This is a genomic window from Caloramator sp. E03, from assembly GCF_006016075.1.
Classification (GTDB): Bacteria; Bacillota; Clostridia; order Clostridiales; family Caloramatoraceae; genus Caloramator_B.
In genome coordinates, this window is sequence record NZ_CP040093.1 from 1,970,545 (window position 1) to 1,983,547 (window position 13,003).

Annotated in this window: 16 protein-coding genes; 15 read left to right on the forward strand and 1 reads right to left on the reverse strand. The window is 32.8% G+C overall.

Translation table 11 applies throughout. From position 1 onward, the window contains the following. Window positions 1-7 precede the first annotated feature (7 nt). Genes FDN13_RS09660 through FDN13_RS09705 form a run of 10 tightly spaced genes read left to right on the forward strand, consistent with a single transcriptional unit; the run spans window position 8 to window position 9,666 of the window. Window positions 8-823, forward strand: coding sequence for a class II aldolase/adducin family protein (locus FDN13_RS09660; protein ID WP_371414816.1), 816 nt, complete (start codon window positions 8-10; stop codon window positions 821-823). A 27-nt stretch (window positions 824-850) separates the two neighbouring features. Beyond that, window positions 851-2,515, forward strand: a complete 1,665-nt coding sequence (locus tag FDN13_RS09665) for a propanediol/glycerol family dehydratase large subunit (RefSeq protein WP_138980007.1) — start codon at window positions 851-853, stop codon at window positions 2,513-2,515. A gap of 13 nt (window positions 2,516-2,528) precedes the next feature. After that, window positions 2,529-3,173, forward strand: coding sequence for a propanediol/glycerol family dehydratase medium subunit (locus tag FDN13_RS09670; RefSeq protein ID WP_138980008.1), 645 nt, complete (start codon window positions 2,529-2,531; stop codon window positions 3,171-3,173). Between the two features lie 7 nt (window positions 3,174-3,180). Beyond that, on the forward strand, window positions 3,181-3,576 hold the full coding sequence (locus FDN13_RS09675; RefSeq protein ID WP_243120202.1) for a diol dehydratase small subunit: 396 nt from the start codon (window positions 3,181-3,183) through the stop codon (window positions 3,574-3,576). Window positions 3,577-3,588: 12 nt separating this feature from the next. Beyond that, on the forward strand, window positions 3,589-5,406 hold the full coding sequence (locus tag FDN13_RS09680; RefSeq protein ID WP_138980010.1) for a diol dehydratase reactivase subunit alpha: 1,818 nt from the start codon (window positions 3,589-3,591) through the stop codon (window positions 5,404-5,406). 14 nt (window positions 5,407-5,420) lie between these two features. After that, window positions 5,421-5,756: a glycerol dehydratase reactivase beta/small subunit family protein gene (locus tag FDN13_RS09685; protein WP_138980011.1), complete on the forward strand. Its 336-nt coding sequence runs from the start codon at window positions 5,421-5,423 to the stop codon at window positions 5,754-5,756. Window positions 5,757-5,767: 11 nt separating this feature from the next. Further along, window positions 5,768-6,724: a cob(I)yrinic acid a,c-diamide adenosyltransferase gene (locus tag FDN13_RS09690; RefSeq protein ID WP_138980012.1), complete on the forward strand. Its 957-nt coding sequence runs from the start codon at window positions 5,768-5,770 to the stop codon at window positions 6,722-6,724. Next, window positions 6,721-8,121, forward strand: coding sequence for an aldehyde dehydrogenase family protein (locus tag FDN13_RS09695; protein WP_138980013.1), 1,401 nt, complete (start codon window positions 6,721-6,723; stop codon window positions 8,119-8,121). Before FDN13_RS09690 ends, FDN13_RS09695 begins: the two co-directional genes overlap by 4 nt. Window positions 8,122-8,132: 11 nt before the next feature. After that, window positions 8,133-9,344, forward strand: a complete 1,212-nt coding sequence (locus FDN13_RS09700) for a zinc-dependent alcohol dehydrogenase (RefSeq protein WP_138980014.1) — start codon at window positions 8,133-8,135, stop codon at window positions 9,342-9,344. 13 nt (window positions 9,345-9,357) lie between these two features. Next, complete coding sequence (locus FDN13_RS09705) at window positions 9,358-9,666, forward strand: BMC domain-containing protein (RefSeq protein ID WP_138980015.1); 309 nt, start codon at window positions 9,358-9,360, stop codon at window positions 9,664-9,666. Between the two features lie 204 nt (window positions 9,667-9,870). Here the strand turns inward: FDN13_RS09705 and FDN13_RS09710 are convergent, their stop codons facing one another. Further along, on the reverse strand, window positions 9,871-10,911 hold the full coding sequence (locus FDN13_RS09710) for an IS6 family transposase (protein ID WP_138979478.1): 1,041 nt from the start codon (window positions 10,909-10,911) through the stop codon (window positions 9,871-9,873). 122 nt (window positions 10,912-11,033) lie between these two features. Here FDN13_RS09710 and pduA (FDN13_RS09715) point away from each other — a divergent pair, with 122 nt between their 5' ends. From pduA (FDN13_RS09715) to FDN13_RS09735, 5 genes are all read left to right on the forward strand, one after another. Further along, window positions 11,034-11,312 (forward strand): propanediol utilization microcompartment protein PduA, encoded by a 279-nt coding sequence (gene pduA, locus FDN13_RS09715; RefSeq protein ID WP_138980016.1) that lies wholly within the window; start codon window positions 11,034-11,036, stop codon window positions 11,310-11,312. 33 nt (window positions 11,313-11,345) lie between these two features. Beyond that, window positions 11,346-11,636 carry a BMC domain-containing protein gene (locus tag FDN13_RS09720; RefSeq protein ID WP_138980017.1) on the forward strand — a complete coding sequence of 97 codons (291 nt, stop codon included), beginning with the start codon at window positions 11,346-11,348 and terminating at the stop codon, window positions 11,634-11,636. A gap of 130 nt (window positions 11,637-11,766) precedes the next feature. Beyond that, window positions 11,767-12,045: a propanediol utilization microcompartment protein PduA gene (pduA, locus tag FDN13_RS09725; RefSeq protein ID WP_138981068.1), complete on the forward strand. Its 279-nt coding sequence runs from the start codon at window positions 11,767-11,769 to the stop codon at window positions 12,043-12,045. Between the two features lie 15 nt (window positions 12,046-12,060). Continuing rightward, the gene (gene pduL / locus FDN13_RS09730) at window positions 12,061-12,702 is read left to right on the forward strand and encodes a phosphate propanoyltransferase (protein ID WP_138980018.1); all 642 of its coding nucleotides are present in this window, start codon (window positions 12,061-12,063) and stop codon (window positions 12,700-12,702) included. 19 nt (window positions 12,703-12,721) lie between these two features. Next, window positions 12,722-13,000: a EutN/CcmL family microcompartment protein gene (locus FDN13_RS09735; RefSeq protein ID WP_138980019.1), complete on the forward strand. Its 279-nt coding sequence runs from the start codon at window positions 12,722-12,724 to the stop codon at window positions 12,998-13,000. Window positions 13,001-13,003: the final 3 nt, after the last annotated feature.

Consider the following 13,003-nt stretch of genomic DNA (forward strand, 5'->3'; position numbering starts at 1 on the left):
GGATTGTATGATGTTTTCTGAATATGAGGTAAAACAGATGATATGTGATATAGGAAAGCGAATATACATGAATGGCTTTGTTGCTGCAAATGATGGTAATATCACAGTTAAAATAAGCGATAACGAGATTATTACAACGCCAACAGGAGTTAGTAAAGGATTTATGACTCCTGATATGCTTATAAAAGTAAATTTAAATGGTGAAATCATTTCTTACTCAGGAAAATATAAGCCATCATCAGAACTTAAGATGCATCTTAGAGTATACAAAGAAAGACCTGATGTAAAATCTGTTGTTCATGCTCATCCGCCCTATGCAACAAGTTTTGCTATAGCAGGGATTCCACTAACAAAAGCAATAATGCCTGAGGCAATAATATCCTTAGGATGTGTCCCAATAGCAGAATATGGAACTCCATCTACTGATGAAATTCCCGATGCAGTTTCAAAATATCTTCAACATTATGATGCGGTTTTACTTGAAAATCATGGAGCTTTATCTTATGGTGCAGATTTACTTTCTGCATATTATAAGATGGAGTCGCTTGAATTTTATGCAAAGCTGACTTTTATATCAACATTACTTGGAGGTCCAAAGGAACTTTCACCATCCCAGGTAGATAAATTATATGAAATAAGAAAAAAACTCGGTGTAGGAGGACGTCATCCAGGAGAACTTTGCAAAACGCTTGGATGTGAATATCCATGTAATAGGGCAAATACAAAAAAAGAAGAATTAGGATTAAACTTTGATAATAATGAAATATCTTCAGAACTCATTGAACAAATTACAAGAAAAGTAATTGAACAAATGAAGTTATAAATTAATCCTTGAAAGTGAGGTACTATAATGAAGCGTTCAAGGAGATTTGAAATTCTTGAAAAAAGGGCTGTAAATCAGGATGGATTTATAGATGAATGGCCGGAAAAAGGCTTTGTTGCAATGAAAAGCCCCTATGATCCAAAACCTTCGATTCAAATTAAAGATGATTTAATAATTGAAATGGATGGTAAAAAAAGAGATGACTTTGATTTTATAGATACATTTATAGCAGATTATGCAATAGATATCGAACAAGCTGAAATATCTATGAAAATGGAATCATTACAAATTGCAAGAATGCTTGTTGATATAAATGTTGATAGAAAAACAATTGTAAAAATAATATCTGGTCTTACTCCTGCAAAAATTGTTGAAGTAGTTAATTATCTTAATGTTGTTGAAATGATGATGGCTATGCAAAAGATGAGAGCAAGAAAAATACCATCAAATCAGGCTCATGTTACTAATTTAAAAGATAATCCTGTGCTAATTGCAGCAGATGCAGCAGAAGGAGCCTTAAGAGGTTTTCGTGAGGAAGAAACAACTGTTGGTGTTGCAAGATATGCACCACTTAATGCGATAGCTCTTCTTATAGGTTCACAGGTCGGGAAAAGAGGAGTTTTAACTCAATGTGCAGTTGAAGAAGCAACAGAGCTTGAACTTGGTATGAGAGGGTTTACAACTTATGCTGAAACTATGTCGGTATATGGAACAGAAAGTGTATTTATAGATGGAGATGATACACCCTATTCAAAAGCTTTTCTTGCATCAGCCTATGCATCAAGAGGTCTTAAGATGAGATTTACATCAGGGACAGGCTCAGAGGTTTTAATGGGAAATGCTGAAAAAAAGTCGATGCTTTACCTAGAAACAAGATGCATAATGGTTACAAGAGGAGCAGGAGTACAAGGACTTCAAAATGGTTCTGTAAGCTGTATAGGAATAACGTCAGCAGTACCATCAGGAATAAGGGCTGTACTCGCTGAAAATCTTATTGCAGCAATGCTTGATCTTGAGGTTGCATCAAGTAATGATCAAACATTCACACACTCAGATATGAGAAGAACAGCAAGAACTATGATGCAGTTTCTGCCAGGTACAGATTTTATTTTTTCAGGTTATTCAGCAACTCCAAATTACGATAATATGTTTGCAGGTTCAAATTTTGATGCAGAGGATTTCGATGATTATAATGTGCTTCAAAGGGATTTAATGATTGATGGAGGTTTAAGGCCTGTAAAAGAAGAGGATGTTATTAAAGTAAGGTATAAAGCTGCAAAAGTTCTTCAAGCTTTATTTAAGCAGCTTAATCTTTCAAAAATTTCTGATGAAGAAGTTGAAGCGGCTACTTATGCGCATGGAAGTTATGATATGCCGGAGAGGGATATGATTGCTGACCTTGAAGCTGTAAATGAAATAATGAAAAACAAAATAACGGGAGTTGACATAGTAAAAGCCCTTGTATCTGCTGGTTATCCAGATGTTGCAGAAAGTATTTTGAATATGCTAAAGCAGCGTGTTTCAGGAGATTATATGCAAACGTCAGCAATTCTTGATGAAGATTTTAATGTACTTAGTGCTATAAATCTTCCCAATGATTATATGGGCCCAGGAACTGGTTATAGGATAAGTGAGAAAAGGTGGGAAGAAATTAAAAACATACCATATATCATAAATCCTGATGATATTTAGGGATGGTGGCATCATGCAAATTGATGAAAGATTATTAAAAGAAATTACAAGATTAGTAATCGAAGAGTTAAGTAAAGTTAATAATTCTGAAGCTAAAAACAAAGATAGATGCATAGGATATTTTAGAGAAATAGGGCCAGCAAAAAAGGGACAGGATATAAGAGAAGTTGTGATAGGTATAGGACCTGCATTTGGAGAATCTATAAAACATACAATAAATGGTATTGAACATAAGGATGTAATAAAAGAAATAATGGCAGGTATAGAAGAAGAAGGAATGATACCAAGGATAGTAAAGATTTATAAGACATCAGATGTTGCTTTTATTGGAAAAGAAGCTGCAATTTTAAGTGGATCAGGTATTGGAATCGGAATCCAATCAAAAGGAACAGCAATAATACATCAAAAAGACTTATATCCATTAACAAATCTTGAATTATTTTCACAAGCACCACTTTTAACCCTTAAAGATTATAGAGATATTGGCAAAAATGCAGCAAGATATGCAAAAGGAGTTATAGTTAAGCCAATATCAATAAGGAATGATTTCATGTCAAGACCAAAATATCAAGTAAAGGCTGCGGTTATGCATATTAAAGAAACAGAGAAAATTAATAAAAACTATGCTCCAATTGAATTAAAGTTACTTAAGGGGTGAATAAATAGTGAAATATCCCATTTCTAAAAACATCCCAGATAAGGTTACAACAAAAACAGGTAAAAAAATAGATGAGATAAATATAGAGAATATTATGAATGGAAGTATAACTTCAGAAGATATAAAAATTTCTAAGGAAACACTTTTAATTCAAGCAGATATTGCAAAAGAAAATGGAAGAATTCAGCTTAAAAGAAATTTTATTAGAGCATCAGAACTTGTTGAAGTACCAGACGATGTAATTTTAAAGATATATAATCTGCTGAGGCCTTATAGAGCAACTAAAGAAGAACTTATATCTATAGCCTTTGAACTAAAAGATAAATATAATGCTGAAAGTTGCTCAAAATTTATACTAGAGGCTGCTAATATATATGAAAAAAGAGGGATTTTAAAAGCCTAAAGGAGAATAAAAATGAAATTAATAGCAGGAGTTGATGTTGGTAATTCAACAACTGAAACATGTATTGCTGGAATTAATGAAGATGGTAAGTTTAAATTTCTTTCAAGTGCTATAACTGAAACAACTGGAATGAAAGGTACTGTTGAAAATGTTAAAGGAATTATAAAAGTTTTAAATGATGCACTATTAAAAATAAATAAAAAAATAAATGATTTAGATGTAATTAGAATAAATGAAGCGGCTCCTGTAATAGGAGATACAGCAATGGAAACAATAACGGAAACTATTATAACAGATTCTGCAATGATAGGACATAATCCATCAACTCCAGGAGGAGAAGGATTAGGAGTAGGAATTACAATAGACATTACAGAGCTTGATAAAGCAGATAGTGGAAATAACTATATAGTAATAGTACCTGATAGCATTACTTTTGATAAGGCAGCAGAATTAATAAATAGTTTTAGCGAAAAAGTTAATATAAAGGGTGCAATAATTCAGGCAGATGAAGCAGTACTTGTTGAAAATAGGATAAATATTAAAATTCCAATAGTTGATGAAGTAAAACATATTGATAAGATTAACAAAGGAGTAATGTGTGCTATCGAGGTTGCTTCATTAGGAAATACTATAAAAATGCTTTCAAATCCATTTGGAATTGCATCAATATTTAATCTAACCCCTGAAGAAACAAAATTTGTAGTTCCAATAGCAAAAAGCCTAATTGGGAACCGTTCAGCAGTGGTTATTAGAACACCTTCTGGCGAGGTTAAAGAAAGCATTATTTCAGCAGGTATATTAACAATATTTGGACAAAAAAGTGTAGTAAAAGTAAATGTTGATTCTGGAGCAGATGAAATAATGAAAGCTGTTAATGAAGCTGGATTGATTTATGATGTATCAGGGGAGATAGGAACCAATATAGGGGCTATGATAAATAGGATTAAAAATTCAATGGCAAACCTTACAAATATGGATATTAATGACATTAAAATTAAAGATATACTTGCTGTTGATACAATGCTTCCTGTAAATGCATCAGGTGGTATAGCAGGAGAAACGTTTATGGAGAAGGCTGTTGCAATAGCTTCTATGGTTAAGGTGGACAGGCTTCCTATGATGAAAATAGCTGAAAAACTTCAAAATGAGACAGGGGTATATGTTAAAATTGCTGGAGTTGAAGCTGTAATGGCATCTTTAGGTGCACTAACTACACCAGGAACAAAACTACCTATTGCAGTACTTGATATTGGTGGTGGTTCAACTGATGCTGCACTACTTGATGAAAAAGGGAATGTAACATCTATTCATGTTGCAGGAGCTGGTGAGCTTGTTACTATGCTCATAAATTCAGAACTTGGATTAAATGACAGAGTTATTGCTGAGGAAATTAAAAAAAATTCTGTAGCAAAAGTTGAAAGTTTGTTCCATATTAGAGTTGAAAATGGGCAGATAAAATTTTTTGATGAACCACTAAATCCTAAATTGTTTGGAAGAGTTGTTGTTATAAAAGGCAAAGAACTAATTCCAATAAATAAGGATACAACTCTTGAAAAAGTTGTACAGGTTAGGAGAACAGCAAAAGAAAGAGTTTTTGTAAAAAATTCAATAAGAGCACTAAGAGCACTAAGAGCAATAGCACCGGAAGGAAATTTAAAGAAAATACCTAATGTTGTTATAGTTGGTGGTTCAGCACTTGATTTTGAAGTTCCTGAAATGATTTTAGCAGAACTTGCAAAGTATAAAATTGTTGCAGGCAGAGGGAATATTAGAAAATCAGAAGGCCCAAGAAATGCTGTAGCAACAGGGCTTACGATGTCTTATTTTTAAATTAGGGTGATTTAATGGATATAATAAAGCCATCTATTGTTATATTTAAATGGAAGCAAAGCTTAAATTCATATAGTGAAATAGCTTTAGGAATTGAAGAGGAAGGAGCTTTATATACCATTTATGAGTCAGATGAAAATGCTTATGAAATGGCATATAAAGCAGCTTTGAAATCTAAATTAGGTATTGGAATTGGTATTGATGATAAAGTGGCCTGCATCGTTTTAAGAAATATGAAAAAGGGACAAGCTCTTTTTGTAGATAATATAGAAGATAGAATTAAAATGCGAATATTAGGTTATAATGCTGCAAGATATGTAAAAGGAGAGCCTTTTATTATTAAAGATTAATAGGTGATTATATGAGGATATATACAAGAATGGGAGATAGTGGTGAAACAGGGCTTTATAATGGAGAAAGAGTACGTAAAGACAGCAAAATTTTTAGTGTACTTGGTGATTTTGATGAGCTTACAAGCATTCTTGGAGTTGTTAAAGCTAGATTACTTAACGAAAATATTTCAAAAGAAATAGAAAAAGTACAAAAAAATTTAATGCTTATAATGGCCAATATTGCAGGTAAAAAAGAATGCAAAATAAGTGAAAAAGATATTACTGAGATTGAAGAACTTATTGATAACTATCAAAGTATGTTTCCAAAAATAAAAAGCTTTGCGATTCCAGGTTATTGTGAAACATCGGCACTTATTGATTTTGCAAGAACAGTTACAAGAAGAGCAGAAAGAAGTTTAGTATCTTTAGAAAATGAAATATATGTTGATGGAGATTTCAAAAAATATATTAACAGATTATCTGATTATCTTTATACAGCTGCAAGGTTTATTGAATTTAAAGAAAAAGTGGCAAAAAAAGTTATTGAGGTGCTCAATATAAATAATGATGTTTCAAAAAAAATCAATCTAAATATTGCAAAGAAAATTATAGAATTTGTTGAAAAAAAAGCTTTAGGAATGAATATTCCTGTTGTTATTGCAGTTGCAGATGAAAATGCAATTATAAAGGCTGTACATAATATGGATGGTGCTCTAATAGCAAGTTATGATATTGCAGTAAATAAAGCATATACAGCAGCAGCTTTAAGATGTTCAACTGAAGAATTAGGGAAACTTTCTAAACAAGGAAGCCCTCTTTATGGAATACAAAATACTAATAACAAAATTGTTGTATTTGGAGGAGGATGTCCTCTAAAGATAGGAGATAAGTTTTTAGGTGGTATTGGAGTTAGTGGAGGAACAGCAGAAGAGGATATTGAGCTTGCAAATTATGGTGCAAATATACTTAAGGAGGTGTTAAAGTGACAATTAGGAATGAAGACATCGAAGCAATAGTAAAGCAAGTATTAATTAATTTAAAAAGCAGCAAACAAATCAAAAATGAAGAACTAGGTATATTTAATGATGTAAATGATGCAGTTAACGCTGCAAAGGAATCTCAAAGAATTTTAAGATATATGTCTATAGATCAGAGAGAAAGGATAATCAATAAAATTAGGGAAAAAACAATTGAAAATGCAAAGCTTCTTGCCCAAATGGGTGTTAATGAAACAGGAATGGGACGTGTTGATCATAAAATAATAAAGCATGAACTTGTTGCAAAAAAGACTCCAGGAACCGAAGATATTAAAACAATAGCATGGTCAGGAGATAATGGCTTAACTCTTGTTGAGATGGGCCCTTTTGGAGTGATTGGTGCAATAACTCCATCAACAAATCCATCAGAAACAGTAATTTGCAATAGTATAGGAATGATTGCTTCAGGTAATACAATAGTATTTAATCCTCATCCTGGAGCATCAAAAGTTTCAAATTATGCAGTAAGACTTGTAAATGAGGCATCGCTTGAGGAAGGAGGTCCTCCAAACCTTGCAGTTTCAATAGATAAACCAACGATAGAGATGGCAAATATACTTTTTAAACATCCAGACATATCTCTTCTTGTTGCAACAGGGGGGCCAGGTGTTGTAACAGCATGTTTATCTTCAGGTAAAAGAGCAATTGGAGCAGGTGCAGGGAATCCTCCGGTTGTTGTTGATGAAACTGCAGACATTAAAAAAGCTGCGAAGGATATTATAGATGGAGCTACATTTGATAACAACCTTCCTTGCATTGCTGAAAAAGAGGTTATTGCAGTAGATGAAATAGCCGATGAGCTTATTTATTACATGATTAAAAATGGAGCATATAAAATAGAAAAAGATATGGTGGATAAATTAACAGAACTTGTACTTGAAAAGAAAAACGGAGAATATGTGATTAGCAGAAATTGGGTTGGAAGGGATGCTTATAAGATTTTAAAAGCTCTTGGAATTGATGCAGATGAAAGTATTAGATGCATAATATTTGAGGCAAATGAGGAACATCCACTTGTTGAAGAGGAACTTATGATGCCAATACTTGGAATAGTAAGAGCAAGCAATGTTGATGATGCAATAAAAATCGCAATAAGGCTTGAACATGGTAATAGGCATTCAGCACATATGCATTCTAAAAATGTAGACAACCTAACAAGGTTTGGGCGTGAAATTGATACAGCAATATTTGTTAAAAATGCACCCTCTTATGCTGCACTTGGATTTGGTGGGGAAGGATATTGTACTTTTACAATTGCAAGTAGGACAGGTGAAGGATTAACATCTGCTAAGACATTTACAAAAATCAGAAGATGTGTGCTTGCCGATGGTTTTTCAATTAGATAGGAGGTGTGAGAATGGATTTTAATAATGTAAATATCGAGGAAATAGTAAAACAAGTATTAAAAGAAATGAGAGGTTCTGATACGCAAAAGGGAGAAGAAAAAAATAATATAATACCTAATACTGCAAGAGCAGCTGTTTTAACAGATAAGAGAAAAATTGAAGTTAAAGAGTTTCCAATACCGGAGATTAGTGATGATGAAATGCTGGTTAAAGTTGAAGGCTGTGGGATTTGTGGTACAGATGTTCATGAATATAAAGGAGATCCTTTTAATTTAATTCCAGTTGTTCTTGGACATGAGGGAACAGGTGTAATTGTTAAATTAGGTAAAAATATAAAAAAAGACAGCTCCGGTAAATACGTAAAAGTTGGAGACAAGATAGTAACATGTATTATTCCTTGTGGAGAGTGTGATGTATGCTTAAATCATCCTGATAGAACTAATCTTTGTGAAAATCAGGGGATATATGGATTAATGCCAGATGATAGATATCATTTGAATGGTTGGTTTTCAGAGTATATTGTTGTAAGAAAAGGCTCAACATTTTTTACAGTAAATGATATGGATCTTGATTTAAGGTTATTAGTAGAGCCAGCAGCAGTTGTTGTACATGCTGTAGAAAGAGCAAAATCAACGGGACTTTTAAAATTCAATAGCAAGGTATTAGTACAAGGATGTGGACCTATAGGATTATTACTCCTATCAGTAATAAGAACTATGGGAATTGAAAATATAATTGCTCTTGATGGTGATGAAAAAAGGCTTAATATGGCAAAGAGGCTTGGAGCTAATAAAACTGTTAATTTTAAAAACTACAATAGCCTTGAAGAGACTATTAAGGCAGTTAAGGATGCAACAGATGGATTTGGAATAGACTTTGCTTTCCAGTGCACAGGAGTTCCATCAGCAGCATCAAATATATGGAAATTTGTAAAACGAGGCGGGGGGCTTTGTGAAGTTGGGTTCTTTGTAAATAATGGTGACTGCCAAATAAATCCTCATTTTGATATATGCAATAAGGAAATTACAGCTGTAGGTTCATGGGTATACACTCCACAGGATTATTTAACAACTTTTGACTTTTTAAAAAGGGCTAAGGGAATAGGCCTTCCAATTCAAGAATTAATAACACACAGATTTTCATTAGATGATATGAATAAAGCAATGGAAGTGAATATGAAACAAGAAGGCATCAAAATTGTTTATATAAACGATAGATTTTAGGAGATAAGGATTTATGCAAGCAGTTGGATTTATTGAAGTTTATGGCACCGTTGCAGGCTTTGTAGCTGCTGATGCAGCGTGTAAATCTGCAAATGTTATAATAGAAGCATTTGATAATAACAGACCTAAAAATGCAGATGTTCCTGTTCCTTTAATAATTGTTGTTAAAGTGAGAGGAAGTCTTGAAGATGTTAAAGCTGCAGTTGATGCAGGAGCAAAGGCTGCTAAGGAAATTTCAGATGTAATTCAAACACATATAATACCAAAGCCTCAAGATGATACAGAAAAACTTTTAAAAATTAACTGTTTTAATAAAAAATAATAAAAAAATTAAAATGATTGTGTTAAGTAAATATGAAAAAATAGCGTAGCTACACGTATAATTACACAAAATTACACAGTTTTTTTATGTAATCTAAATTAATAAAATTTGATAATACTGGATTTATCAAAAAAAGGCATGCCGAAGGCACCTACTTAAAACTTAAAATGTAGGTGTGTTAAGAATATATGGTTTATTTGAGAATTAAGCAGACAGAAGCCAGTTATTAATATTTTTTTCATCAACTAAAATACCAGCAACTTGTGCAGGAGTTAGATTGTTTAAAGAATAGTGAGGTCTTAAAAAATTATAATGGAAAATAAACATTGCTATTAGAGTGTTTGCACTTTCAAATGATTTAAAACCTCTTTTACGTTTATACCAGTCTTTAAATGTATCATTAAAAGCTTCTAGCAAGTTGTTGGATATATCATCTTTAAATGATTGAACTTTTATGTGTTTTGAAGAATTAAAAATAGTTTTAGTAGCAAGATTATATGAGCCTAATCTATCGGTCACAATAGCCGATGGACATCCAAACTTACTTGCAGATTTAAACAAGGAAAAAGCTTGAGAAGCATCTCTTGAAGGAGATAAATTAAAACCAAGAACCATTCTGGTTTCTGAATCTATAATTAACCAAAGATAATGCTTTTTACCATTAATAAAAACGACAGTTTCGTCGGCATGCCATTCATCAGATGCACTTAAATCAAGATTTTCAGTAAGTTTATTAGCTATACTTAGAAAAATTGGAGCAAATTTTTTGCACCAAGATGCAATAGTTACATGAGAAACTTTGACATTGTAGGTTAGTTTAAAAAATTGAGATATTCTTCTTGTTGAAGAACCATTTAGATAATAGAGGTTAAGTGCAGTAAGAATTAAAAATAATGGAAATCTCATTCTTTTAAAATCTGTCTTTCCTTTAATTAATTCACAAGATGCAGAGGGTATATTAATAGGTTTTGCAACATAAATAGAATGACCACATTTTTTAGAGTTGCAAGTATAATGGGAATAGTACTCATAATCATGGTGCAAATAAGTACCACTACCACAAACAGGACAACGAGGATACCCTCTCAATACACGATTTTTCTTACCCTTATAATCTTCAAGAGTAAACTGACGTCTACAGTCTTTACATTGATATTTTTGATTACCTGCTTTGTCTTTCCCAAAGCGATAGAGATTTTGACTATGGCATCTTGGACATGAAATTTTATTCAATGACTTGCACATAATTTCATCTCTCCTTCGGAGGTATTTTGTTTTTCGCTATATATAAGATAACTCAAAGGAGAGATGAAATTCAAATATCATATAACTTAACAAAACTATTAAAATTTTAAGGAGGAATAGAAATGACACAGGAAGCATTAGGAATGGTTGAAACAAGAGGACTTGTAGCAGCAATAGAGGCTGCAGATGCTATGGTAAAAGCAGCAGATGTTACATTAATTGGAACAGAAAAGATAGGATCAGGATTAGTTACAGTAATGGTAAGAGGAGATGTCGGAGCAGTTAAAGCTGCTACAGAAGTTGGAGCTGGTGCTGCTAAAAAGCTTGGTGAACTTGTTGCAGTACATGTAATACCAAGGCCACATACTGATGTTGAAAAAATACTGCCTGTTTTAAAATAATTAACCCTAATATAATTGGCAGGAGTGTTATTAATGAAATCAATTGGACTTCTTGAAATACAGTCCCTATCAGCAGCTATAGAAGCTATTGATGCTATGTTAAAAACAGCAAATGTACAGTTTTTAACATGGGAGAAAAAGCTTGGAGGAAGGCTTGTAACTGTAGTGATTTCTGGCGAAGTTTCATCAGTAAAAGAGGCAATAGAAATAGGAATGACAAGAGCAAACATGATAGGAAAAGTTTTTGCTCATGCTGTAATACCTAATCCTCATGAAGAAGTTATGAAAATGATTGAAATTAGTGCAAAAAAATTGAATATATAAAGTGGTGAAATAAATGGAAAACAATAATACTTCTTTTCAAAATCAAAGTGATAATTCAGCTGAAGTACAAAACAAAAAAATAAAATCAGCTTCAAAAAATATTAAAAAGTTTTCAAAGGAGGATATAAAAATGGAACAACAAGCATTGGGAATGGTTGAAACAAGAGGACTTGTAGCAGCAATAGAGGCTGCAGATGCTATGGTAAAGGCAGCTAATGTTACATTAATTGGAACAGAAAAGATAGGATCAGGATTGGTTACAGTAATGGTAAGAGGAGATGTTGGAGCAGTTAAAGCTGCAACTGAAACTGGGGCAAGAGCGGCAGAAAAGCTTGGTGAACTTGTTGCAGTACATGTAATACCAAGGCCACATACTGATGTTGAAAAAATATTACCAATAATGAAATAAAGAAGAGTGATACTTATGAATGATGAGCAGATTAAGATGATTGCTACAATTGTAGCTAAGAAATTGTCAGAGGATTTTGCTAACAATAACTTTAGAATACCTGTAGGTGTGTCAGCAAGGCACGTTCATTTGACAAAAGAGCATTTAGAAATACTATTTGGAGAGAATTATAAGCTAAAGAAAAAGAAAGAGCTTATGGGCGGTCAGTTTGCTGCTGAAGAAAGCGTTACTATTATTGGAAAGAAGTTAAATGTAATTGAAAATGTAAGAATACTTGGCCCTTTAAGATCAAAAACTCAAGTAGAAATTTCAAAAACTGATTCAATAAAGCTTGGGATTAAAGCACCAATAAGAGAATCAGGTTTAATTGAAGGTTCAGCACCAATAACAATAGTTGGGCCATGCGGCTCTATTTCTTTAAAGGAAGGTTGTATAATTGCAAAAAGACATATACATTTATCACCAAAGGATGCAGAAAGATTCAATGTAAAAAATGATGATATAGTGTCAGTAAAAATATGCGGTGAAAGAGGAGGAATAATGGAAAACGTTCAAATAAGAGTAGATGACTCATATACTCTGGAAATGCATATTGATACTGATGAAGCAAATGCCTTTGGAATAGAATGTGGCAGCATGGTTGAACTTGTTAAATGATTTTAAGGAGTTGAATAAGTTGATTATTGCTAAAGTAGTAGGTACAGTAATATCAACAAGAAAAAGTTGCAACTTAGTGGGAAGTAAATTTTTAATAGTAGAACCAGTTGAAGAAATGAAATTAAAAAATGAAAATAGGATTGTTGCTGTCGATACCGTTGGAGCTGGAGTAGGAGAGATAGTTCTTGTAGCTTTAGGAAGCGCCGCCAGAGTAGGGTGTAATATGGCTGAGTCTCCGGTAGATGCTGCAGTAGTTGGAATTGTTGATAATAGGAAGGATATTGTAATAACAGAGTAGCAT

Coding starts and splice junctions, on each gene's coding strand:
- FDN13_RS09660 (WP_371414816.1), top strand. CDS start 8: ATGATGTTTTCTGAATATGAGGTAAAACAGATGATATGTGATATAGGA.
- FDN13_RS09665 (WP_138980007.1), top strand. CDS start 851: ATGAAGCGTTCAAGGAGATTTGAAATTCTTGAAAAAAGGGCTGTAAAT.
- FDN13_RS09670 (WP_138980008.1), top strand. CDS start 2,529: ATGCAAATTGATGAAAGATTATTAAAAGAAATTACAAGATTAGTAATC.
- FDN13_RS09680 (WP_138980010.1), top strand. CDS start 3,589: ATGAAATTAATAGCAGGAGTTGATGTTGGTAATTCAACAACTGAAACA.
- FDN13_RS09685 (WP_138980011.1), top strand. CDS start 5,421: ATGGATATAATAAAGCCATCTATTGTTATATTTAAATGGAAGCAAAGC.
- FDN13_RS09690 (WP_138980012.1), top strand. CDS start 5,768: ATGAGGATATATACAAGAATGGGAGATAGTGGTGAAACAGGGCTTTAT.
- FDN13_RS09700 (WP_138980014.1), top strand. CDS start 8,133: ATGGATTTTAATAATGTAAATATCGAGGAAATAGTAAAACAAGTATTA.
- FDN13_RS09705 (WP_138980015.1), top strand. CDS start 9,358: ATGCAAGCAGTTGGATTTATTGAAGTTTATGGCACCGTTGCAGGCTTT.
- FDN13_RS09710 (WP_138979478.1), bottom strand. CDS start 10,911: ATGTGCAAGTCATTGAATAAAATTTCATGTCCAAGATGCCATAGTCAA.
- pduA (WP_138980016.1), top strand. CDS start 11,034: ATGACACAGGAAGCATTAGGAATGGTTGAAACAAGAGGACTTGTAGCA.
- FDN13_RS09720 (WP_138980017.1), top strand. CDS start 11,346: ATGAAATCAATTGGACTTCTTGAAATACAGTCCCTATCAGCAGCTATA.
- pduA (WP_138981068.1), top strand. CDS start 11,767: ATGGAACAACAAGCATTGGGAATGGTTGAAACAAGAGGACTTGTAGCA.
- pduL (WP_138980018.1), top strand. CDS start 12,061: ATGAATGATGAGCAGATTAAGATGATTGCTACAATTGTAGCTAAGAAA.